This is a genomic window from Nocardia sp. NPDC004123, assembly GCF_053603795.1.
The window spans coordinates 143,582-164,677 of the sequence record NZ_JBSGGG010000008.1 but is presented as its reverse complement, the minus strand read 5'-3'; the positions used below and the strand labels follow the sequence as shown (position 1 = coordinate 164,677).

Here is a 21,096-nt window from a genome sequence, read left to right as displayed (position 1 = left end):
GGGAGTTCGATCAGAACGGCGTGGTGTTGAACGGGTTCCGCGCGGGGGTGCAGGCGCGGTCCAGCGCCTCGAGGGCACCGGTGGTGATCTCCTCGACGCGCCCGGCGCGCGCGAGCTCGCCGAGGGTGTGGGCGCCGAAGTAGGCGGTGGTGAGTTCCAGCGGGCCGATGCGGACATCGGCCACGGCCTCCTCGACGGGCGACCAGCTGCCGCGACCACCCGCGATATCGAGCAGGTAGGCGCCGGAACTGAGGCCCCATGGATCGGCGACCTCGACCACCCCGTGGAAGTCGCCGCGGAACTCCCGCGACGCGATGGCCTTGGACAGGTTCAGGATCCACATCCACATGCCCGCGTCGATTCCGGTCACCGCGGCCGCGCGGGAGTCCTCGAGCAGCAGCGGGGTGGGGTCGTCGAGCGCGGTGTCCATCTGGATCTCCGTGTACTCGCCCTGCCCGAGCAGGCACCGCAGCAGTTCCCGGTGCGCGGCGACGGTGAGTGCGCAGAAGTCCTTGACCAGGACCGTATTCCCGGCCAGGTCGTAGATCACGTAGCCGTCCGGGTGCACGATGATGAAGGACTGCGGGCTGATGGCACTCGCCCACCAGGATTCGCCGCGATCCAGTGCGCCCGGGGTGGCCTGCTGCCACAGCGCGTAGATCTGCCGCAGCTCCCCCACCGATTCCGCCAGCCCGACCTCGCGCACCGACGCCGAATCCCGCTCGGCGACCCTTAGTTTCGCGCGTCCCCGGTCGATGCGCAGGTGCCGGGTGTGCGTCGTGACCCCGACATAGGCGTAGCTGCCGCCCGGGCCGGGCATGGCAGCCAGCACGTCCGCTTCGGTCTCCATGGCGATGGTCATGAGCTCGGCCTGGACCTTGGCGTAGATGCCGCGTTTCTGGTGGGTGGTGGCGACCATCCCCTGCGCGCACGCCGCGACCGACAACTGCGCGCCGCCGGGCACGGTCACCGTGGTGCGGATGATCGCGGCGGTCCCCACGATGCGCGGTTGCCGCGCGATCGAGACGTCCTCGACCACCGCGATGTCCTCGAGCCGGAACTGCCGCTTCCACGCCTCGAAATCGTGAGTCTTCACCCCGCCGAATGCACGGGCATACCGCCCGCGCAGCTCGTCCCAGTCCGATTCGACGGCCCGGCGGGTGACGATGCCGTCGATGATGCGGCTCTCCCAGTCCGCCATGAGTTCCGATGTCATGCCATGCCTTTCGGGTCGGGGGCGGGGCGCACGGGCAGGTCGGCGGCGTGGGTGCGCACCTTGTCGAGCGCGGTCAGAATGTCGTCGACGTCGCCGCGCCGGCCCAGCAGCACGCTGTGGTGCAGCAGCAGGGTGTGGTCGCGGTAGTGGTCGGCTCCGGGGAAGGGGCGACCGGCGGCGCGTTCGACGGCATCGGCCCACCAGCGCGCGAAGCGGGGTTTGGTGTGCGGGCGCAGCAGGGCGCTGCGGTGCAGGGGCGCGCGCGGCGGGTAGACCCTGGTGCCCAGTTCGGCGGTGAGGGCCGCGGCCACCTGTTCGACGGTGGCGTCACCGAAAGTGCCGGGCTCGAAACGGATTCCGTATTCGTAGACGGCACGCCGATCCACCGGGGCGGGCACCGGAATGGGTGCCAGGCCGGGGATTCGGGGCAGGCCCGCTTCCAGTTCCTTGGCGCGCGTCTCGCGGATCGTGTGCTGGTCGTCCAGGCGCGGCAGCTGGTCGAGCAGCAGCGCCGCGGTCAGCTCGGACATGCAATAGTTCGCGCCCATGACCGTGCCGTCCTCGACGAGCTCGTATTCCCCGGGCGCGGGACCGTCGTCGGTGTATCCGCGGGAGTCGGCGCGCAGCATGAGCATTCGCCGGTAGAGCTCGTGGCTGCCGGTGATCGCGGCCCCGGCCTCTCCGGCGGCGAGGGATTTGGCGGCCCCGAGGCTGAAGACGCCGATCTGGCCGAAGGTGCCGACCGCGCGTCCGGCCCATCGGGTGCCGTGGGCCTGCGAGCAGTCCTCGATCAACGCGAGCCCGGCGGCGTCGGTGACCGCGGTGATCCGGTCGAGTTCGGCTGCGGTACAGGCCAGGTGCACCACGATGGCCGCTCTGGTACGTGGTGAGATCGCGGCGCCGAGGTGGCCGGCGGTGAGGCAGCCGGTGGCGGGATCGACGTCGACGAGCACCGGGACCGCGCCCACCCGCAGCACCGCGGTGGCCGGGGCGACCCAGGTCATGGCGGGCACGATCACCTCGTCGCCGGGGCCGATGCCGAGCGCTTCGAGCGCGATGACCAGGGCGCTCGAGCCGTGGTCCACGCTGACCCCGTAGTCCGCGCTGTTGTAGCGGGCGAACGCCTCCCCGAACCTCCGCTCCCGGGACTTGCCGCCGTTCGGGCTGTACCAGGTGACCGACCAGCGCGACGAGTGCAGTGCGGCAAGCAGTTCCGCGGCGGTGCGATTGTCGTACTGGGGCCAGCGTGGCCACGCACGCGCCGAGCGCACCGGTGTGCCGCCGTGTATCGCGAGCACGGCGGGCCTACCCGACCACGACCGGCGCGGACGCCGACGGCTGGGCGATCACGTCGAGGGCGGCGCGGATCTCGCGCACCGCCACCGGCACCAGCGGCAGGTCGCCGGTGTGCTCCGGGCGCCCGAGGGCGCGCAGCAGCACGAACGGCACCGCATCGGGCCGAGGCGGCAGGTAGCCCCTCTTGTTGTCGTCGGCGACCACCGCGAGCACATCGTCGATACGCACCGAATCCGGCAGCGCGGGTTCCACCCCCAGACCGGTGACGATCTCGTAGTGGACGCTCACCTCGTCGTCGGACAACCACCCGCGCGCGTGCGAGATGTGCGCGGCCACCAGCATTCCCAGCGCAATCGCGGCGCCGTGCGGCAAACCCGCCGCGCCGCGCACGCGATGATCGCAGATCTCGATGGCGTGGCCGGCGGTGTGACCGTATTCGAGGACCAGCCCCGCGCCGCGCTCGTAGGTGTCGTTCCGGGTGACCGCGGATTTCGCGGCAATGCTGGCGTCCAGCAGCCACAGCAGCGAATCCGGTGCGGTCATGTTGCCGATCACCGCCCGCAACCCGGCCAATGCGGAAGGGTCGATCGCGAGGCAGTTCTTCGCCATTTCGCACAGGCCCGAACGCAATTCACGCTCGGGCAAGGTGGTGAAGAACTCGACGTCGGTGAAGACCGCCTCGGGCGCGTAATAGGTGCCCAGATGGTTCTTGCCCACTCCGCTGTTGATGGCCTGCTTGAGCGAGAGCACCGAATCCATCGCCGCGATGGTCGTGGTCGGCACGTGCACCAGCCGCACACCTCGGAACAACAGATTCGCCATCAGCCCCGCCAGATTGCCGGGCACGCCACCCCCGAAGGACACCACCACCGACCGGCGCGTGATGCCCGCGCGCAAGGCGGTTTCCAGGTGGCCGGACAGGCAGGTCAGCGTTTTCATCGACTCGCCGGAGGGATGCGAAAGGATCAGGGACGGAATCGATCCGGCCAGCCGGTCGATATCACGGCGGTAGCGGGACAGCACCTCGTCATCGGTGACGAATACCAGCCGGTCCGCGCCCAGCGCGGCGATGGCCGCACCGATCTCGGTGATGCAGTCGCGGCCGAAATAATAGGGAAACGATTGTTCCCCGATCACTATCGGGCGCGACCGCAGCCCCGATTCGTCGCCCGACAATGAAGTACTGGCCATTTCCGGTGCCGCTCCTCGCTATTCGCCGATACCCCCCATCGACTCCCCGGCCGGCGCCGCTGCCGTCCCTCGCACGGCCAATATCGAATGCGAGCTCCCCGCTTGGCAACCGCTCGGATACCCCCAGTCATGAGCAGGCGAATTCACGAGCACCACTGCGCGAAACAGGTTTCCGCACCGCGACCACCGGCGGTGGTACCGCCGCATCCGGGCACCCCGGCTCGTCGTTCCACCGCACCCGGCGGCGGGCGGGCACCTAGGGTGGAGGCACGCTGATCTGTTCGAGGGGAGCCGTTGGCCGACAACGAATTCGGGCTGCCGACCGCCGAGGGGCTGCGCGCGCCCACGCTGGCCGAGTTCGTGCGCGAGCGGCGCGCACGGGCTACCGGCCGGCATCCGGCGGGCCTGACCCGGAAGCAGCTGGCGGAGGCCACCCACGCCAGCCTGGGCTATATCGCCAAGATCGAACAGGGTGAGGCGCTCAATCCCGGCCCGGCCATTCTGGATTCGCTGGCGGCGGTGCTGGAGCTGGATGTGGCCGAGCGCATCCACCTCTACCACCTGGCCCAGCAGCGCCCGGCCGCCTCGTCCCCGCGGGCGCTGCGCGGCGGAGATCCGGTGGTGGGCGCGGTGTGCACCATTCTGGACGCGCTGCTGCCGCATCTGGCGGCGGCCCTCGACGACGGCTGGCATGTGGTGGCGTGCAACAGCGCCTTCGACGCGGCGCTGCCGGGATTGTCGCGGCACGGCCACGTGCTGCGGTGGATGTTCACCGACCCGCGGGCGCGCCTCGTGGTCGAGGAGTGGGAGCGCGAGGCCCAGTTGATGGTCGGGCGTTTCCGCGCCTACGCCGCCGGGTCCCGCGATCGCGACGAGATCGAGCAGCTGCTACGCGAACTGGGCGAGCAACCCGACTTCCGGCGGCTGTGGACCGCGGGACATGTGCACATCGGCCGCCACGACCCCACCTTCACGCTGCGCGATCCGCGCACCGCCACCGTGTTCGACGTGCGGGTGCAGCGCTATCGCGGGACCGCGCCGGGTCCGGCGCACCAGCTGTTCCTCGGACTGGTCGAGACCTGATCAGGACGGCAGGGCGGCGAGGAACTCCCGCAGCAGCGTGTTGACCTCGCCGGGGTGGGTGAGGTTCGGTGTCATGGCGGCCCCGGCGATGGTGTGCACCGGGGCCGGACTGCCCAGCGCCGCAGCCAGTTCCGCGACCTCCTCGGCGCTGGTGGCCTGATCGGCCAGCCCGCGGATCACCAGCGCCGGACAGTTGATGTCCCCGAGCAGCTCGTGCACCGAGTCACGGTTGACCAGGCATTCGCCCGCCAACCGCATCCGATTGCGCGGTGCGGTAGCCCATTTCGCCCGCCACGGCTGCTGATCGGCCGCGGTGCCCCCGATCATGAGCGAGCACACCATTCTGATGGTGGGCCCCGGGGTCGCGCTGCTCGCCCACATGTCGAGCACTTCTCGGTACCCGGCACGCCGCTGCGGCGTCATGGCCGCCGGGCTCGACCCGATCACGATCAGCCCCGCCACCCGCGGCCGCGCCAGCAGCGCCATGCGCACGGCCGTGAACCCGCCGTGCGCGACCCCGCCCACCACGACCCGCTCGAGGCCCAGCTCGTCCACCACCGCCCAGGCGTCACGGGCGAGATCCCAGTAGCTGAACGGGGTCTCGTCGTCCTCGCTGGCCCCGTGCCCGCGCGAGTCGATGGCGATGATCCGGTAGTCGGGCGCGAGTGCGTCCATCTGCGGGGCGAACATCTCCTGGTCCATGAACAGGCTGTGCCCGAACACCACCGCCGGCCCCGGCCCGCCGGTATCGGTGTAGTGGATCTTGACCGATCCGCGGCTCGCAAACGGCATTCCGAAACTCTTTCGCTTCACCCGGCAGGAAGCGCTCACCGTAGCGTAGATTCCAGCTCGGATGGATGGCGTTGCGAGATGCGTCACGCGAGCGGCCCGGCCGGGCCTTTCACCACGAATGATGTTCTGCCCGTGGAAAATACGGCTAGACGCGCGGCTCCAACAGGTACTCGACCAGGGTGATGAGCGATTGCAGGCACGGATTGCGGTCCCGGGCGTCGAGCCGCATCAGCGGCGTGCCCTGGTCGAGATCGAGCGCATCGCGGACCTCGTCGAGCGGATGCTTGGGCGCGCCATCGAAGTCGTTGACGGCCACCGCGAACGGCACACCGCGCTCCTCGAGGATGGACAGCGATTCGTCGGCCTTTTCCAGCCGGCGTGTATCGACCAGTACCAGCGCGCCCAGCGCACCGACGGCCAGGTCCTCCCAGATGGGCACGAACCGGCGCTGGCCGGGCGTGCCGAACAGGTACAGCGCCAGACGCGGATTCAGGGTGATGCGGCCGAAGTCCATGGCCACCGTGGTGGTGGTCTTGCCCGGCAGCCCGGCCATGTCGTCGATGCCGACGCTGGCCTCGGTGATCGTCTCCTCGGTGCGCAGCGGCCGGATCTCCGACACGCTGCCCACGAACGTGGTCTTCCCGACGCCGAAGTTACCCGCCACCAGCAACTTTACGGTGCGGGTGACGGTCTGCGGCACATAGTCGACGACGCGCTCATGCGGAGAGAGCGCGGAGTCCATCGAGTACCTCCTCCAAGAGGGCTTTGCCCGGTAGCGCTTCCACCGGGGTCGGGACGGCCAGATGACCGCTGTCCAGTAGATCCGCCACCAGGATTTTCACGACCGAGGGCGGCAGGTCCAGATAGGCCGCCAACTCGGCCAGCGTCAGCACGCCGCGGCGGGCGAGCTGGATGATGCGGCGGGCGTCGGCCGACGCGCCGGGGGCCGGATCGGCCACCGCGACAACCAGACTGACCAGATCCAGCACCCGCGTGGGGCGCGATCGGCCGCCGGTGCGCACATACGCCCGGACCAGATCGGGGTCGCGCCGCGGCCGGCTCATGAGCGCGGCAGATCCGCCCTGGTCCGCGACATACTGCCGAGCTCACGCCCGACCCGCAGGGCCAGTTCGTTCATCCGGTGCGCGACCAGGCTGACATCCACGTCCTGGGTGGTCGAAACACCCAGGAGCGCACCGGCTCCGGCGGCGGTGATGAAGATCATGCCGTCGGCGTACTCGGTCATGTTCTGGCGCACCGCATTGTCGGAGGTGCCGCCGCAGAACTCGGCGAGCGCCTTGCCCAGGGCCCGCAGGCCGGAGGCGGCCGCGGCGAAACGCTCGGCGTCGTCGATGCTCACGCCACTGGTGTGCGCGATGCGCAGGCCATCCTCCGATAGCAGGACGGCGAACCGGACCCCCGGCGCTTCGAGATCATCGAGCAACCAGGCCAGCCGGTTGGTGTCACTGACGGCGGTCGCGGGCGTACCGGTCACGATGTCATCCCTTCGGAGTGCTCGAACGCGGCCGCTCGACCGCGCTGGGAGCCGCTGTGCCAGGCAGCGGCGATATCGGGTCGCGCGGATGTCGAATCATCCACGACGACCGGGCGCACGGGTGCCGCCACCGACACCGACGCCGAGCGGCGGCGCCGCTTGGGCAGGCCACCGGAAGTGAGTTCCTGAGGCGCCGAATCCATGGCCACCACCGTGGGTTCCGGGTCGGGTGCCGGAATCCGGGCGGGCGCCGGCACGGGGGTCGGTGCGGCAACGGCCACGGGGGTCGGGGCGGGCGCCGCCAGCAGGGTCTCCGGAATGAAGACCATGGCGCGCATGCCGCCGTACATATTGGGGCCGTCGATGTAGACCGAGAAGCCGTAGCGGCGCGCAAGTGCGGCCACGCCGGGGAACCCGACGCGCGGGGTCGGACCCAGCGCGTGGATGTCGACGAGCTGGTCGCCCGCGAGGACGCGGCGGGTCTCCTCGAGCTGCTCGGGGTTCATCCGCACACCGGCGTCGTCGATGATCACCGTGATGCCGTGGTGACCCTCCTGGAAACCGATGTCCACGTACGAAGTCGGCGGCGAGTAGCGCAGCGCGTTGTCGAGCAGCGTCGCGACGGTGTGCACCAGCGGTTCCACCGCGCGGCTCACGACCGGGCGGTCCAGCTCGGTGGCGCGCACTCGCGTGTAGTCGCGGACCCGGCCGGTGGCGCCGCCCACCACGTCGGTGAGGGTCTGCTGCGGCCAGCGACGGCCGGGCAGACCGCCACAGACGATCACATAAGACTGCGCCTGGCGGATCATCTGCTGCACGGAATGGTCGATGCGGGTGAGCGTTTCGAAGGTCTCGTCATTGCGGTGCTGACGCAGCGCGGCGCTGAGCACCTGGCTGACGTCCGCGCCCAGGCTCACCACCGAGGCGCCGAAGGCGCGCACGGCGGCCGAGGTGGCCTCGCGGGCGGAGCCCTCCACCTGGGCGCGGGCGGCGTCGGCGGCCTCGGCGACCGCGCTGCGCGAGGCCGCCCCGGCCTGCGCGACGGCGACGCGGGCGGCCTCCTCGGCCTGGGCGATGGCCAGCTGGGCCTCCTCCTCGGCGTGGGCCATCGCGGTCTCCCGCTCGGATTCGGCCTGCGCCACCGCGAGCTGCGTTTCGGTCTCGGCTTCGCGCCGGACCCGGTCGCGGGTCTCGGCGGCCACCTTCTGCAGCTCCTCGCCGCAGCGGGCGGTCCACTGCCACACCAGCTCCGCGATACGTGACTGCTCGAGCACGATCGGCAGGTCCACGGTGGGGTTGTCGGGGTCCGAGCGTCGGACGGCGGCACCGATGGCGGGCACGACGTTCTCGGTCAGGTTCACGATCATGTCCTCGACCGCGACGTCGCGGTTGGCCTGCTCCGCACGCAGGGCGGCAACCCGCCCGCGTTCGGCGCGCATGGCACGCCACAGAAACAGCAGCCCGACCACGGCGATTAGGAGCGCGGCAGCGAGAACCCAGGAAAGCAGCACGGCGTTGTCTTGATTCATCAATTCTCTTGTCGTCCGGCCGATCCTGAAATCGGCGGAGCCACCATAGCAGAATCCTCTGTCTCCCCTAACCTTTCGGTATCTCCGAGCAAACCGCAACCCGGAGCCCGTGCAGCTCACAGCATTTCACTGCGATTTGCACCCCGAAGCCCCGGTGCGGAAGGACCCGGTCACCCGGGCGATCCGAACCCGAGGTCCACGGCCCGGCAACTGGTCACTCGACCACCTCCCCGGATTCCCTGCTGTCCCCGCCCCTGACCTGCGCCCCCGGCCCTGTCTGCACGCCAGCAACCTCCCGGTTCCCGCAGCAGAACGCCGCGTGGCACCCGGTGGAGACCGCTACGGCAAATCGTCTCCATCGGATGCCGCGCGGCAACGGGCACTGCTCGCGCAGGCCTCAGCCGGCGGTGGCCGCGGTCGTGGCAGTGACCGCATCGGCGATCCGGGGAACGACCGCCGCGCGCACATCGATCCGCCGGGTCAGCAAGCCGTTGGCGCTCAGCAGGTCCGCCGCGCGCTGTTGCTCATCGAGGAACTCCGCGGTCACCGGACCGACGCCGAAGGGCCGGCCACGCAGGGCGGCCTCCCAGGCATCGAGGTCGGCGGTGCCGCCGCGGGCGACGATATCGTCGACGAAGTACTGTGCGGCCGCGCGCGGGTTCTCGGCGATCCACGCGTCGGATTCCTGCAGGGCGGCGATGATCGCCTCCAGTTCCGCACGGTGCTGCTCGGCGAACCCGCGGCGGGTGAACCACAGTGACGGGTGGCTGAACACCGACTCGGTGTCGACGAGAGTGTGCAGTTCGGTGGTGGCCTCGAGCGCCGCCAGCGCCGGGTAGGCGCCGACCCAGGCGTCGAGTTCACCGGTGCGCAGCAGGTTTCCACCATCGTGGATATCGGTGTCGACCGGTTCGATATCGGCCCAGCCGAAGCCGGCACGGTCCAGGGCGAACAGCAGCAGGGTGGTCTGCCAGGAGCCGTGGGCGATGCCCACACGCTTGCCCTTCAGGTCGGCGACGGCCTCGATGCCGCTACCGGCCAGGGCGACCAGGCGGCCGTTCTCGATACGCGGGCCGGAGATGCCGACGTAGACGATGTCGCGATCATTGCCCAGGGCGGTGATCGGCGGGGTGAAGCCGGTGCCGATGAAGTCGTAACCGCCCTCGGCGAACAGCCAGTCCGAATGCTGGGACGGCAGGGCGGCTTTCACGTCCACAGGTGCGGGCTCGGGCAGTGCCCGCAGATCGACCCACTCCACCTCGGGCAGGGCGCGTTCGAGGATGCCGCGGTGGCGCAGGACGAACAGGGAGTTGTTGTGCGGGAAGTACCCGACCCGGATGCTCATGAAATCTCCTGGTGAATGCGGATTTTCGGGGATGTGGTCACGGTGGTCAGCGGGTGGCGGCGAGAGTGCCGGCCGGGCCGGGTACGGTGAGGCGGGAGCGGCCGAGCAGCGGCAGCACCTCCTCACCCACCCGGTACGCCTCTTCCAGGTGCGGGTTCCCGGCCAGGATGAACGCGTCCACACCCAGGTCGATGAGTTCGTCGAGGCGCTGGGCGACCTGCTCGTAGCTGCCGACCAGGCCGAAGGCCGGGCCGCCGCGAATCAGGCTGAACCCGCACCAGACATTGGGCTGGACCTCCAGATCCCGATAGCCGGTAATGGTTTCGGGGACCCAGCCCTGGATGCGGGCCGCACCCACCGAGTCGCCCTGGGCGGCGCGGTTGGCGGCGTCCCGATCGACGAAGGTCCAGCCCTGCTCGATCTCGGCCCAGGCGGCCTCCGCGGTGTGGCGGGCCACGATGTCGATGCGGACGGCGAACTTCGGTGTGCGGCCGGTGCGTTCGGCGTGCGCGCGCACGCCGTCGAATTTGGCGCGCAGGTCGGCGAAGGGCTCGAGCCAGGACAGGTAGTAGTCGGCGTGGCGGCCCGCGGCCTGCACGGCGGCGGGTGAGGAGCCGGAGAAGTACACCTCCGGGAACGGTTGCCCGGCCAGGGCGGGCGGCAGTGCCGCGCCCCCGGTGCGGAAGAAGCGGCCCTCGTGGTCGAGGGGTTCGCCGTCCCATACGCCGCGCAGCACCTGGAGGAATTCGCTGGTGCGGGCGTAGCGGTCGTCGTGGGAAACCTTGTCGCCCCACCACAGTTGGGCCGGTCCCCCGCCGCCGCTGATGATGTTGTAGACCAGCCGCCCGCCGGTGGCGCGCTGCAGGCTGGCCGACATCCGCGCGGCCTGCACCGGGTGCAGGAATCCGGGCTGGAAGGCGACCATGAACCGGTAGGTGGTGGTCTCGCGGGCCAGGGCGGCGGCCACCGCCCACGGGTCTTCGGTGATGGGGAACGACGGCAGCAGGCCACCGAGGAACCCGGCCGATTCCGAGGCGCGGGCGACGGCCGCGGCGTGATCGAGGTAGCTGTAGCCGTCGAGTTCGCCCGCGCGCACGGCCGGGGCGATATTGCCGGGACCGTAGCCGCCCGCGTGGCCGCGGTTGTAGCGGCGCGGGGTGCGCAGTGAGGCGTGATCGCCCTCCATGCCGATGCGCCAATAGATGTCGATGGTCATGCGGTGGCCTCCTTCAGGGTGCGGCCGGTCGGGTCGGCCAGGTACAGCAGGTGTTCCCCGGCGCGGTAGACCTCCTCGAGGTGCGGGTGCCCGGACAGCACCACGGTGTCGACACCGGCCGTGGCGTACGCCCGCAATCGCCGCGCCACCTGCTCGTAGCTGCCGACCAAGCCGATGGCCTGCGGATATCCCAGCTGGGTGAAGCCCGCCCAGCGCCCGTCACCGAGGTCCAGCGCCTCCGCACCCGGCCCGTCGGGATACAGTTCGCGCCATTGCCTTTCGACCCGGGCCCACGCCTCGGTCTCGGTCTCGCGGGCGATGACGGGCACCTCGACGCCCGCCCGCACGCTGCGCCCGGCCGTGGCGGACAGCGCCCGCAGTTCGGTGAGGGACGCGTCGAGGCCCTGCGGCGTCTCGGTGAAGACGTGCACATCGCCGTGACGTGCCGAAAGTTCCAGCGCCGCGGTCGAATCCCCGCTCAGGTACACCGCCGGGAAGGTCAGGCCGGACAGGATCCCCCGGAATCCGCCGTCGATGACGTCGTAGTACTCCCCCGCGTAGTCGAACCCGGTGCCGCGGAATCCGGCCGCGGGCACCGGGTTCTCGTTCCAGACACCGCGTGCCACGGTGAGGAATTCCGCTGCGCGCGCGTACCGATCGTCCCCGGTGACGCGGTCACCGCGCTGTCGTGCGTCGTCGGCGTCGGTGTCCACCGCCAGCCGCCAGCCCAGTCGCCCCGCCGAGAACCGTTGCAGGGACGCCGAAACCTTCGCCGCGTAGACCGGTGTTCCGAAGCCGGGATGGAAGTCGACGACGACGCGCGTGTGCCGTGTGGCCCGCAGCGCCGCGCCCGCCACGATCCACGACTCTTCGCCCGCCGGGTCGTAGGGTGCGACTACCCCGTCCAGACCGGACAACTCGGCGGCGTGCACCACCTGGTGCAGGTCGTCGAACGGCCCGAACCGCCCGGCTCGGACATCGGTCACGGCACGATCCACCGTGGGGGCCTCGACGCTCGCCGAGCCGCCTGCCTCGGCCGAACCAGCGCCGACCACGCCGAGAGCGGGTGCTCGGCCCTGGTCCGACGCGCCTCCGATAACGTTGCGCCCGGCCCGATTCCGATCGGCATCGACGGCGGGGATCGGACTGCCACTCCGGCCGCGGTGTCGCAGCCCGGCATCGGCGCGGCGGCCGTCGCCGCGGCTGGGCAACCGCCACAGGTACTCGGTCATGCGCGCACCTCCGCGGCGGCGCGGGCGGTGGCGCTGGTCGATCTGCGCGTGCCGCGCCTGTGGCGCGCGGCGAGGTCGGCGGGAGCGGTTGAACGCCATCGGGGTTCGGTCATGCTGCGGCCTGTCCGGCGGCGACGAGGGCGCGCGCCTGCTCGAGGGGTTCGGGGGCGATCCAGGAGCCGAGGTCGAAGTCGGCGGCGAGGAAGCCGTGGGTGTAGAGGAACTGCTGCTGGACGGCGAGCAGCTCGAGGCGCTCATCGGACAGCGACGGGTGCAGGCCGATGTTGAAGTCCGTGCCGTAGGCGGCGGTGACACCCTCGGGGCCGGACAGGGTTTCGCGTTGCAGGACTTCAGCGGCGGCGTCGCGGTGGGTGGTGGCCCAGTCGGCGGCGCGCAGGGTCTGGGCGAGGAAGCCGATCACCACGTCGGGGCGGATGTCGAGCAGGTGCTGGTGGACGGTCAGCGGGCGGGGTGTGCCGTTGTTGACGCGTAGCCGCTTGGACTCGGTGGCGTCGAGGTCGACCGCGATCCGCAGCCCGTGTTGCCGGGCGACCTCCTGTGCGCGTGCGCCTTTGACGTAGATGGCGTCCACGGTGCCGTCGAGCAGCTCCGCCACGCCCCAGGTGAGGCGCCGCTCGCGCTGCTGGATCTCGGTGCGCACCTGGGGATTCGACTCCACGCCGAGCTCGATGACGCGCACGTCGGCCAGCGTCAGGCCGCCCAGGCGCAGGGCACTGGCGAAACCGTGCAGGGCCATGGCGCGCGGGAAGCTGCGCGCCCGGTCCCGCGCCCAGGCCGGAATGCCGACGCGCAGCCCGGCCAGCTCGGCGGCGGAGGTGACCGGCGAATCCGGGCCCACCACAATGGCTTGCGCCTCGTCGATCCAGGTCAGGCCGATGAGCCGGGTCGGCAAGCCCTGGGCGCGGGCGGCCAGGGCGGGCACATTGCCGCCCTCGCGGATGAGGCCGGCCAGATCGTGGTCGAAGTGGCGGATCGCGAGTTCGGGTGCGGCGTCCTGGAGGACGCCGAAGGCCAGTCCGTTGTGTTCGGCGGTGTCGCCGAGCCAGCCGAGGCTGTGGGCGAGGCCGCTGGCGGTGGGGACCGGGCAGCGGGTGTACCAGAGGGTGTCGGTCATGAAGTGCTCCTGGGTTTTTCGGTGCCCGGACGGTGGACGCCGAGCTGGGCGAGGAACGCGGACCGGTAGCGCAGGGCGGCCGGATCGGTGTGGTCGCGCGGTCGCGGCAGGTCAATGGCCTGATCCACGGCGAAGCGGCCGCGGTCGAGGATGCGCACCCGATCGGCCAGCCGTACCGCCTCGTCCACGTCGTGGGTGACCATGAGCACCGCCGGGCGGTGACGGGCCACCAGGTCGCCGACCAGGTCCTGCATGCGCAGGCGGGTGAGGGCGTCGAGTGCGGCGAACGGCTCGTCGAGCAGCAGCAGATCGGGTGCTCGGACCAGCGCCCGGGCCAGGGCGGCCCGCTGGGCCTCCCCGCCGGAGAGCGTGGCGGGCCATTGCCGGGCCTTGCCGGCGAGCTGCACCTCGGCCAGCGCGCGCAACCCGGCTTCGCGCGTCGCACGCGAACGGCGCTGCCCGATGGTCACATTCGCCAGCACCCGCTTGGACGGAACCAGGCGTGGCTCCTGGTAGACGGTGGTGCGGGCGGGCGGGACCAGCACCTCGCCGGCGTCGGGCTGCTCGAGTCCGGTCAGCAGGCGCAGCAGGGTGGTCTTGCCGGTGCCGCTGGGGCCCAGCAGCACCACGAACTCGCCGCGGCGGATGGTCAGGTCGACACCGTCGAGGATCACCTTCTCGCCGAAGGCTTTCCGCAGTCCGGTGATCGAGACCGCCAGTGGCGACGCGGTGTCGTGCGGGATGGTGATGGCGTGCGGGGTCGTCATCGCATGGCCACCTGTCGCCGCCACGGCATGGCCAGCCGCTCGGCCAGCCGCACCGCGCCGTCGAAGACCAGTCCGAGCAGCGCGTACAGGACCACGCACAGCACCATGTAGTCGGTGCGGTTGTATTCCTGGGCGAGGGTCACCAGATAGCCGACGCCCTCGGTGGTGCCCACCTGTTCGGCGGCGATGAGGCCGGTGATGCTGATGGACAGGCACACTCGCAGGGCCATGAGCACCCCCGGCAGCGCGGCGGGCAGGATCACCTCGGCGACCAGCCGGACTCCGGTGAGCCCGAAACCGCGGGCGGCCTCCACCATCTTGCGGTCCACATTGCGGACGCCGAGGTAGGTGTAGGCGTACATCGGGGCCACCGTCGCGACGGCGATCAGCAGCACCTTGTACAGCTCGTCGACGCCGAACCAGGCGATGAACAAGGGCACCAGCGCCAGGAACGGAACCGCGCGCACGATCTGCAGGGTCGAATCCACCAGTTCCTCACCGAGACTGGACAATCCGGCCAGCAGGCCCAGCGCCATGCCGGCCGTCACACCGAGCGCGACGCCGAGCGCGGCGCGCGTGAACGACGCGAGCGCGAAGTCCGTCAGCTGGCCGTTGCGGGCCAGCTCGAGCAACGCCGACCACACCTTGGGCGGACCGGCGAGTACCTGCGGCGACAATGCCCCGGTGGCCGACCCGATCCACCAGGCGGCGATGATCAGCGCGGGCAGCACGAATCGCAGCGGCAGCGAAACCCATGCGGGCCTGCGCCGTTCGACCCGCGCCCGGGGCGGGGCCAATCCGGATCGATCCCCGCCCGGGTCCGGGGCGGCCGCGGTTGCACGGCCGGCCGCGTTCTCACCGATCGCGCCCGAGGCGGGATCGGCTGCGGCCGAAACGTTCTCATTCTCGGTCGTGCTGAAAGAGTCGTCGTCGATACCCGAGGCCCGCTGCGGGGCGGAAGTGGCCATGTCAGCGCCCCGGCTGCAGCCCGGCCAGCTGGTCCGGGCTGAGTGTGGACTTCAGGTCGTAGAAGATGTCGGCGGCGGTGATGTCGCGGGAGATGACGCCGTTGTCGCGGAAGAGCTTGACGATGGTGGCGAGATCGGCCGCGTCGCTGTCGGTCGGGAGGTGCGGCACGGTCGCATCGCCGCCCAGGCGGATGGCGTCGGTCAGGCGCGGGCCGCTCAGCGCGCGGGGGCCGGTTTTGTCGAAGACGTTCTGGAAGTCGGCGGGATTGCCACGCTGCCGGGTGGTGAGCTGCTGCACCGTCTGCAGGAATTTCGCGGCGATGTCGGGGTGCTCGTCGGCGACCTCGGTGCGGAACACGAACACCGTGTTGTCCTTGGATCCGATGGACTGCTCGGTGGCGATCTCGACGCCGCCGTTGGCCTTGGCCTCCTGATAGGGCACCAGGAACGAGGCCCACGCGTCGACCTTGCCGGTGGCGAAGGCGGTGGCGGCGTCCTTCTGCTGCAAGGGAACTCGCGTCACCTTGTCGGCGGGCACCCCGGCCTGCGCGAGGGCCTGCAGCAGGATGTACTCGCCCTTGCCCGCCGGATTCACCGCGACCCGCTTCCCGGCCAGATCGGCGACGGAGTGGATGCCCGAGTTCGGGGCGGCCAGGATGCCGCTCTGATCCTTGCCCGCCGGATCGGAGACCGACACGATGCGCACGGCGACATCCTTGGACAGCGCGCCCACCACCGGACTGAAGGCGGCGTCGGAGACGTCGAGCTCCTTGGTGTTGAACAGCTTCAGCATGGAGCTGAAACCCGGTGTGGTGGTGACCCATTCGACGCGGGCGTGCAGTGGCGCGAGTGCCTTGTCGAAGGTGCCGTCGCGTTTGCCGACGGCCAGCGGCCCGGCATTGCCAGGGTCGACGACCTTGAGCACCACCTCACCGGAACCGGTGTCGGTCGAGCCGGAGCCACACGCGGCGAGCAGGGCGACGACGGGGGCCAGGACGAGGGCGTGACGCCAACGGTGTGGCCGTCGCGTGCGGAACATGGTGGGCACCTCTTCGATTCGGAACGGTCCAGCGATGCCCTGGGACAGTAGGGATCCCACGCGACCGGAGCGAGGTAATCCATTCCGAGGATTGGAAGGGTTGACAGGCCTCCACCGAAGGCCTTATGGCCATTTGCCTTTCAGCTTTCCGAATAGTGGAAAGCTCGGGTCTGCCGGACCGGCACGCCGTGCTACCGTCCCAACCGTGGAAGCCTCCGGAGTGCAGACCGTCGCCCGTGCCCTGTCGGTCCTCGACTGCTTCCGCGACGGTGCGGAGCGCGGCGTCTCGGAGGTCGCACGGCAGCAGGGACTGGCGGTCAGTACCACCCACCGGCTGCTCACCGCGCTGGTGCAGGCCGGATTCCTGGACAAGAGCGAGGATTCCGGCCGCTACCGCATGGGCGGCGCACTGGCCGGATACGGTCAGATCGCCTATCGCCAGCACCGCATCTATCTGGCCGAACCCGCGCTCGAACAGCTCGCCGCGACCACCGGCGCCAGCGTCTCGATCGCCCTGCGCCACAGCATCCACGCCGTGTTGCTGGCCACCAGCCGCTGGCGCGACACCGACGGCCACCGGCTCCAGGGCGTCCGGCTGCCGCTGCATGCCAGCGCGCTCGGCAAGACCCTGCTGGCGTGGAACGACGCCGGCGACGTCGAGCTGGCCGCGCTGCCCTACGACGAGGGCACCGCCCGATCCGTCTCCACCCCGGCCGAACTCCGGCGCGAGCTGGTCCGCACCCGCGAACGCGGCTACGCCTACAACGACGAGGAGCTCGATCCGGGCTTCCGCACGCTGGCCGTCCCCATCCTGACGCCCGGCGCGCCCTGCCGGTTCGCGCTGGGGCTGCGCGGAACGACCACGCTCATGATTCCCGAACGGCTCCCGTTCCTGGTCGATCTGGCCAAGATCACCGCCGCCGACATCGCCGCCCGGTTCGCCGCCGCCGACTGACCCGGATGCACCGATCCATCTGGCAGTCAATGGATTTCATTCGAGTTCCGATTGGTGGACGGCGGGCGCGGCTGACACGATGGGCGGCATGCGTGAACAGCGGCTCGGGAATGGTTTGACGGTGTCGGCGATCGGCCTGGGGTGCATGGGGTTCTCCCAGGGGTACGGGGCAGCCGACGACGCGGAGTCCGCCGCGGCCATCCGGGACGCGGTGGAGGCGGGAATCACCGTGTTCGATACGGCGATGAGCTATGGGCGCGGGCACAACGAGCGGCTGGTCGGGCAGGCGCTGGCGGGGACGAACGCCCTGGTGGCCACCAAGTTCGGGATCGTGCGGACCGAGACCGGCGTGGGACTCGACGGCAAGCCCGAGCATGTGCGCGGGTACTGCGAGGAATCGCTGCAACGGCTCGGGCGCGAGGCGATCGACCTGTATTACCTGCACCGGATCGACCCGGAGGTGCCGGTGGCCGAGACCGTCGGAGCCATGGCGGAATTGGTGAAGGCCGGCAAGGTGCGGCACCTGGGCATTTCCGAGGCCACCCCGCAGCAACTGCGGGAGGCGGTGGCGGAGCATCCGATCGCGGCGGTGCAGTTCGAGTGGTCGATGCTGTGGCGGGCGCCCGAGCGCGATATCGTTCCGGTGGCACGTGAACTCGGGGTCGGGATCGTGCCCTACAGCCCACTCGGGCGCGGATTGCTCACTGCCACACTGGATTCGGCCACGGTCGCGGACAGCGACTTCCGGCGCAACGACCCGCGCTTCCAGGGCGAGCATCTCGACGAGAATCTCGCACAGGTGGCGGCGCTGCGGGAACTGGCCGCGCGCCTGGGTATCTCGGCCGGGCAGCTGGCGCTGGCCTGGCTGCTGGCGCAGGGACCGGACATCATGCCGATTCCCGGCAGCCGCCGTGCGGCGCGCATTCTGGAGAATGCCGCGGCCGCCGCGGTCGAGCTCAGTGCCGAGGATCTCGCCGAGCTCGACGAGCTGGTCCCGCCCGAAGGCTGGTCGGGTGACCGCACCTCCTTCGCGGTCCCCTCGACCACGCGCAACCCCTAGTCGGCCCCGGCCGGCCGGTACAGCAGGGTCATCAGGCTCAAACCGGCCAGGCCGCCGAGGATCTGGGCCGCGGCGAACGCGGGCACCGAGGCCGGGGCGATGCCGGTGAAGGAGTCGGAGAGCATGCGGCCCACGGTGAGCGCGGGGTTGGCGAAGGACCCCGAACTGGTGAACCAGATGGCCGAGCCGAGGTAGGCGGCCACGGCTGCGGCGCTCGCACCGCGGCCGTGGCGGGCGGCCGCGAAGCCCGCGGCGATCAGGCCGGCGGCGGCGAGGATTTCGCCGAGCAGGTGGCCGCCGGTGACGCGATGGTGGGTCGCGATCTGCAGTGGAGTGCGGTCGAACATGGCGTTGGCCAGCAGGGCGCCGACGATCGCGCCCGCGCACTGGGCGGCCACATAGGCTCCCAGTTCCCGGGTGCCGAGCCCGCTGCGCTGCCGCCGTCCGCCCAGCCAATCCGCCAGTGACACCACGGGATTGAAGTGGGCGCCCGAGATCGGGCCGAACGCCAGGATCAGCACGGCCAGACCGAAGGCGCTGGCGGTGGAGTTCTCCAGCAGCTGCAGTCCGAGATCGCCGGGCGAGAGCTGTTCGGCCGCGATCCCGGAGCCGATCACGACCGCCGCCAGCGCCGCGGTTCCGGCGAACTCGGCCACCGAGCGCCGCCCCAGCGACGGTCCGGCCTGGGCGGGCGCGGTGTCGGGGGCGGGATCGATCAGCGGACGGTCGTGGTTCGGCACCCGGACACAGTGACAGACCGGCGCCTGCGCAGGACCGCGTCGCCGCAAGATATCTCGTATATCAGGCGCGGCCGGGCTCGGCGATCAATCGACCCCGCCGCCGCCCACCTCGGGCAGCCCCTCGGTGACGCGCAGGCGATCGGCCATGGCGGTCAGCAGGTGCTGGGACTCCTCGCTCAGCTCGAAGGCCCGCGTGGACAATTTGCGCAGGCCCTGGAACTGCAGCCGGGCGATCAATTCCGAGTCCCGGTTGGCGGCGGTGGTATAGGCGTCGTCGGCGAAATAGGCCGACCGGACCCGGAAGAAGCGGGCCAGCGCGGCGATCGTCTCGCGGGAGGGATCGGTGCGCACGCCCGAGCGCAGCTGGCTCAGATAAGGCTTGGAGATGGGGTGGCCCCACGCGGTCAGCTGGGCGGCCACCTCGGCGTTGGTGTGCGGGCGCTCGCCCGGGGCAGCCACGACCTCGAAGAGCCTGTTGAGCCGGGCCGCGAATCCGGACGCGGGCGCGGGGACGGTGGCCGGGGTGGCGTGCAGTTCGGCGGCGCGGCGCGGGATGCGGGCATAGAGCCGTTGCAGCGCGGGCTCGTTCAGCGAGGACCGCTCGAGCAGCTCGGCGACGCGGGCCACCGGGTCCGGGGCGTGGTCGGGGCTCATTCGGCCGCCTCCTTGCCGTCGAGGCCGGTCATCCAGCCGTGGTCGCTTTTCAGCCGGGCCCAGCGCTGTTCGACCGCCTTCACGGACGGGAAGTCGAACAGGTGCTGGATTTCACGGCCGGTCAGGCCCATGGCCTTGCCCCACACCAGGCCGCGGTCGCGGTCGCCGAGGCCGGTCAGGCGGCTGCGGAAGGCCAGCCGGTCCACCACCGCACCGGCCACGTCCTCGGTGGAGGCCAGCACCTCCATCAGGTCCGGGCCGTCCTCGGTGACGATGGCCACCGAGGACGTGGCCTGGAACCGATAGAGGTCGCCGGTGCGGCGGCTGCGGCGGAAGTGCTCGACGAAGGCCGGTACACACGCGCCGATGAAGTAGCTGCCCAGGCTGAGGCCGCCGTCGGCATTCCAGCCGTCGCCGTCGCGGGCATTGCGGCGAAAGCGCTGCAGCGCGCGGGTGATGGTCTCCTGCACGAAGTCCTCGGCGAAGCGGGTCTCCACCAGCAGTCGTTCCTGCGCGGTCGGACGCAGCGGCATGCGCTTCTGCTCGGCCACCGAGAAGATCCAGCCGGTGCGCACCCATGGCCCCAGCACCGCCAATGCGTGGCGAACCAGACTGTCCGCCAGCAGTTTCCAGGCCGGGCCCTCGAATCCGGCCTTGCGGACCAGCTCGAACAGCTCGTGCTCGGCCGCGTATCTCTCGGGATCGGTCATGTCGTCGGTGTCCTCACCCAGCACCTCCTGATCTCTGACGAACACGTTATAGGCGTGGCAAACACACCGCCCCTCTTTCAGCTAATGACCAGTATCCACGGGCGTGTAAATCGTTCCTTGACAGACGCTTTCGTGTAAAGCCAGCATTTACACATGACCGATCCCCGACACAGAGACCCCGCCGACGAACGCGCGGTCCTGGCAAAACTGTTGTCCACCAATGCCGAATTCGTCGCCGAGGTGCTGCGGCCCGGCGACGGCAAGCCCGCGCCGTCGGTCATGGCGGCGCTGCGCGCGGCCCGCAGCCTCGACGGCGTCGTGGACGATGTGCTGCGCTCCCTGGTCCGCCAGGCCCGCGAAGAAGGCCGCACCTGGGCCGAGATCGGCGAAATCTTCGGCACCTCACGCCAAGCCGCATTCCAGCGCTTCGGCGGGCCCGCCGCGGGCATCCAGATCCCGCCGGTGCCACCCATGCCCGAGATGCCACAGCTGCCGCCCATGCCGGAGCCGCCCGACTGGGCGAAAATGCCTGGTATGCCGCATATTCCGGGCCGGCCCTTCGGCGGGCCCGGGCAACCGGGCGGTCCGGACCACCCGCAGCACCGCGGCCCCGGCCGGCCGGGCTGGGGCCCGAATCCGCACGGCGACCAGCCCGCCGAGTGAGCGTCCTCGC

Annotated in this window: 22 protein-coding genes; 4 read left to right on the top strand and 18 right to left on the bottom strand. The window is 70.7% G+C overall.

Translation table 11 applies throughout. The annotated features are described in order from the left end of the window. Positions 1-10: 10 nt before the first annotated feature. Genes ACWEQQ_RS13710 through ACWEQQ_RS13700 form a run of 3 tightly spaced genes read right to left on the bottom strand, consistent with a single transcriptional unit; the run spans position 11 to position 3,703 of the window. Entirely contained in the window at positions 11-1,216 is a 1,206-nt protein-coding gene (locus ACWEQQ_RS13710) for a GNAT family N-acetyltransferase (protein WP_452348441.1), read from the bottom strand. Beyond that, positions 1,213-2,514: a DegT/DnrJ/EryC1/StrS family aminotransferase gene (locus ACWEQQ_RS13705; RefSeq protein ID WP_452348440.1), complete on the bottom strand. Its 1,302-nt coding sequence runs from the start codon at positions 2,512-2,514 to the stop codon at positions 1,213-1,215. Before ACWEQQ_RS13705 ends, ACWEQQ_RS13710 begins: the two co-directional genes overlap by 4 nt. 7 nt (positions 2,515-2,521) lie before the next feature. Next, complete coding sequence (locus tag ACWEQQ_RS13700) at positions 2,522-3,703, bottom strand: 2-deoxy-scyllo-inosose synthase (protein WP_452348439.1); 1,182 nt, start codon at positions 3,701-3,703, stop codon at positions 2,522-2,524. 294 nt (positions 3,704-3,997) lie between these two features. Here ACWEQQ_RS13700 and ACWEQQ_RS13695 point away from each other — a divergent pair, with 294 nt between their 5' ends. Beyond that, positions 3,998-4,786: an MmyB family transcriptional regulator gene (locus tag ACWEQQ_RS13695; protein WP_452348438.1), complete on the top strand. Its 789-nt coding sequence runs from the start codon at positions 3,998-4,000 to the stop codon at positions 4,784-4,786. Here ACWEQQ_RS13695 and ACWEQQ_RS13690 read toward each other — a convergent pair whose 3' ends face one another. The 12 genes from ACWEQQ_RS13690 to ACWEQQ_RS13635 all read right to left on the bottom strand — a co-directional run bounded on the left by ACWEQQ_RS13690 (position 4,787) and on the right by ACWEQQ_RS13635 (position 16,304). Next, positions 4,787-5,578, bottom strand: coding sequence for an alpha/beta fold hydrolase (locus ACWEQQ_RS13690; protein ID WP_452348437.1), 792 nt, complete (start codon positions 5,576-5,578; stop codon positions 4,787-4,789). Positions 5,579-5,723: 145 nt separating this feature from the next. After that, complete coding sequence (locus tag ACWEQQ_RS13685) at positions 5,724-6,320, bottom strand: GTP-binding protein (protein ID WP_452340809.1); 597 nt, start codon at positions 6,318-6,320, stop codon at positions 5,724-5,726. Continuing rightward, on the bottom strand, positions 6,295-6,642 hold the full coding sequence (locus tag ACWEQQ_RS13680) for a DUF742 domain-containing protein (protein WP_354832974.1): 348 nt from the start codon (positions 6,640-6,642) through the stop codon (positions 6,295-6,297). Before ACWEQQ_RS13680 ends, ACWEQQ_RS13685 begins: the two co-directional genes overlap by 26 nt. Further along, on the bottom strand, positions 6,639-7,073 hold the full coding sequence (locus ACWEQQ_RS13675; RefSeq protein WP_452340810.1) for a roadblock/LC7 domain-containing protein: 435 nt from the start codon (positions 7,071-7,073) through the stop codon (positions 6,639-6,641). The genes ACWEQQ_RS13680 and ACWEQQ_RS13675 overlap by 4 nt, the downstream gene beginning before the upstream one ends. After that, on the bottom strand, positions 7,070-8,602 hold the full coding sequence (locus tag ACWEQQ_RS13670) for an ATP-binding protein (RefSeq protein WP_452340811.1): 1,533 nt from the start codon (positions 8,600-8,602) through the stop codon (positions 7,070-7,072). Before ACWEQQ_RS13670 ends, ACWEQQ_RS13675 begins: the two co-directional genes overlap by 4 nt. Positions 8,603-8,999: 397 nt before the next feature. Next, on the bottom strand, positions 9,000-9,947 hold the full coding sequence (locus ACWEQQ_RS13665; RefSeq protein WP_452348436.1) for an ABC transporter substrate-binding protein: 948 nt from the start codon (positions 9,945-9,947) through the stop codon (positions 9,000-9,002). A gap of 46 nt (positions 9,948-9,993) precedes the next feature. Further along, positions 9,994-11,163: an LLM class flavin-dependent oxidoreductase gene (locus ACWEQQ_RS13660; protein WP_452340813.1), complete on the bottom strand. Its 1,170-nt coding sequence runs from the start codon at positions 11,161-11,163 to the stop codon at positions 9,994-9,996. Next, positions 11,160-12,395 carry an LLM class flavin-dependent oxidoreductase gene (locus tag ACWEQQ_RS13655; protein WP_452348435.1) on the bottom strand — a complete coding sequence of 412 codons (1,236 nt, stop codon included), beginning with the start codon at positions 12,393-12,395 and terminating at the stop codon, positions 11,160-11,162. Before ACWEQQ_RS13655 ends, ACWEQQ_RS13660 begins: the two co-directional genes overlap by 4 nt. Before the next feature lie 109 nt (positions 12,396-12,504). Next, positions 12,505-13,530, bottom strand: coding sequence for an ABC transporter substrate-binding protein (locus tag ACWEQQ_RS13650; protein ID WP_452348434.1), 1,026 nt, complete (start codon positions 13,528-13,530; stop codon positions 12,505-12,507). Beyond that, positions 13,527-14,297, bottom strand: a complete 771-nt coding sequence (locus ACWEQQ_RS13645) for an ABC transporter ATP-binding protein (RefSeq protein WP_452348433.1) — start codon at positions 14,295-14,297, stop codon at positions 13,527-13,529. The genes ACWEQQ_RS13650 and ACWEQQ_RS13645 overlap by 4 nt, the downstream gene beginning before the upstream one ends. Further along, complete coding sequence (locus ACWEQQ_RS13640; RefSeq protein ID WP_452348432.1) at positions 14,294-15,265, bottom strand: ABC transporter permease; 972 nt, start codon at positions 15,263-15,265, stop codon at positions 14,294-14,296. The genes ACWEQQ_RS13645 and ACWEQQ_RS13640 overlap by 4 nt, the downstream gene beginning before the upstream one ends. Position 15,266: 1 nt before the next feature. Continuing rightward, positions 15,267-16,304, bottom strand: coding sequence for an NrtA/SsuA/CpmA family ABC transporter substrate-binding protein (locus ACWEQQ_RS13635; protein ID WP_452348431.1), 1,038 nt, complete (start codon positions 16,302-16,304; stop codon positions 15,267-15,269). A gap of 205 nt (positions 16,305-16,509) precedes the next feature. On the opposite strand from ACWEQQ_RS13635, the gene ACWEQQ_RS13630 reads away from it, so the two are divergent. Then, a complete protein-coding gene (locus ACWEQQ_RS13630) occupies positions 16,510-17,259 on the top strand; it encodes an IclR family transcriptional regulator (RefSeq protein WP_452348430.1) in 750 nt (249 codons plus the stop codon). An 88-nt stretch (positions 17,260-17,347) separates the two neighbouring features. Then, positions 17,348-18,319: an aldo/keto reductase gene (locus ACWEQQ_RS13625; RefSeq protein WP_452348429.1), complete on the top strand. Its 972-nt coding sequence runs from the start codon at positions 17,348-17,350 to the stop codon at positions 18,317-18,319. Here the strand turns inward: ACWEQQ_RS13625 and ACWEQQ_RS13620 are convergent. From ACWEQQ_RS13620 to ACWEQQ_RS13610, 3 genes are all read right to left on the bottom strand, one after another. Beyond that, the gene (locus ACWEQQ_RS13620) at positions 18,316-19,059 is read right to left on the bottom strand and encodes an aquaporin (protein ID WP_452348428.1); all 744 of its coding nucleotides are present in this window, start codon (positions 19,057-19,059) and stop codon (positions 18,316-18,318) included. The two genes, ACWEQQ_RS13625 and ACWEQQ_RS13620, sit on opposite strands and share 4 nt — an antisense overlap. 84 nt (positions 19,060-19,143) lie before the next feature. Further along, positions 19,144-19,593 (bottom strand): helix-turn-helix domain-containing protein, encoded by a 450-nt coding sequence (locus ACWEQQ_RS13615; protein ID WP_452348542.1) that lies wholly within the window; start codon positions 19,591-19,593, stop codon positions 19,144-19,146. A 116-nt stretch (positions 19,594-19,709) separates the two neighbouring features. After that, on the bottom strand, positions 19,710-20,468 hold the full coding sequence (locus ACWEQQ_RS13610) for a hypothetical protein (protein ID WP_452348427.1): 759 nt from the start codon (positions 20,466-20,468) through the stop codon (positions 19,710-19,712). Between the two features lie 108 nt (positions 20,469-20,576). Between ACWEQQ_RS13610 and ACWEQQ_RS13605 the strand changes: the two genes are divergently transcribed. After that, positions 20,577-21,086 (top strand): hypothetical protein, encoded by a 510-nt coding sequence (locus tag ACWEQQ_RS13605; protein ID WP_452340823.1) that lies wholly within the window; start codon positions 20,577-20,579, stop codon positions 21,084-21,086. Positions 21,087-21,096: the final 10 nt, after the last annotated feature.

Bases quoted from the DNA above. Each gene is read 5' to 3' on its own strand.
- ACWEQQ_RS13710 (WP_452348441.1), bottom strand. From the start codon at position 1,216: ATGACATCGGAACTCATGGCGGACTGGGAGAGCCGCATCATCGACGGC.
- ACWEQQ_RS13700 (WP_452348439.1), bottom strand. From the start codon at position 3,703: ATGGCCAGTACTTCATTGTCGGGCGACGAATCGGGGCTGCGGTCGCGC.
- ACWEQQ_RS13690 (WP_452348437.1), bottom strand. From the start codon at position 5,578: ATGCCGTTTGCGAGCCGCGGATCGGTCAAGATCCACTACACCGATACC.
- ACWEQQ_RS13685 (WP_452340809.1), bottom strand. From the start codon at position 6,320: ATGGACTCCGCGCTCTCTCCGCATGAGCGCGTCGTCGACTATGTGCCG.
- ACWEQQ_RS13680 (WP_354832974.1), bottom strand. From the start codon at position 6,642: ATGAGCCGGCCGCGGCGCGACCCCGATCTGGTCCGGGCGTATGTGCGC.
- ACWEQQ_RS13670 (WP_452340811.1), bottom strand. From the start codon at position 8,602: ATGAATCAAGACAACGCCGTGCTGCTTTCCTGGGTTCTCGCTGCCGCG.
- ACWEQQ_RS13665 (WP_452348436.1), bottom strand. From the start codon at position 9,947: ATGAGCATCCGGGTCGGGTACTTCCCGCACAACAACTCCCTGTTCGTC.
- ACWEQQ_RS13660 (WP_452340813.1), bottom strand. From the start codon at position 11,163: ATGACCATCGACATCTATTGGCGCATCGGCATGGAGGGCGATCACGCC.
- ACWEQQ_RS13655 (WP_452348435.1), bottom strand. From the start codon at position 12,395: ATGACCGAGTACCTGTGGCGGTTGCCCAGCCGCGGCGACGGCCGCCGC.
- ACWEQQ_RS13650 (WP_452348434.1), bottom strand. From the start codon at position 13,530: ATGACCGACACCCTCTGGTACACCCGCTGCCCGGTCCCCACCGCCAGC.
- ACWEQQ_RS13645 (WP_452348433.1), bottom strand. From the start codon at position 14,297: ATGACGACCCCGCACGCCATCACCATCCCGCACGACACCGCGTCGCCA.
- ACWEQQ_RS13640 (WP_452348432.1), bottom strand. From the start codon at position 15,265: ATGGCCACTTCCGCCCCGCAGCGGGCCTCGGGTATCGACGACGACTCT.
- ACWEQQ_RS13635 (WP_452348431.1), bottom strand. From the start codon at position 16,304: ATGTTCCGCACGCGACGGCCACACCGTTGGCGTCACGCCCTCGTCCTG.
- ACWEQQ_RS13625 (WP_452348429.1), top strand. From the start codon at position 17,348: ATGCGTGAACAGCGGCTCGGGAATGGTTTGACGGTGTCGGCGATCGGC.
- ACWEQQ_RS13605 (WP_452340823.1), top strand. From the start codon at position 20,577: ATGACCGATCCCCGACACAGAGACCCCGCCGACGAACGCGCGGTCCTG.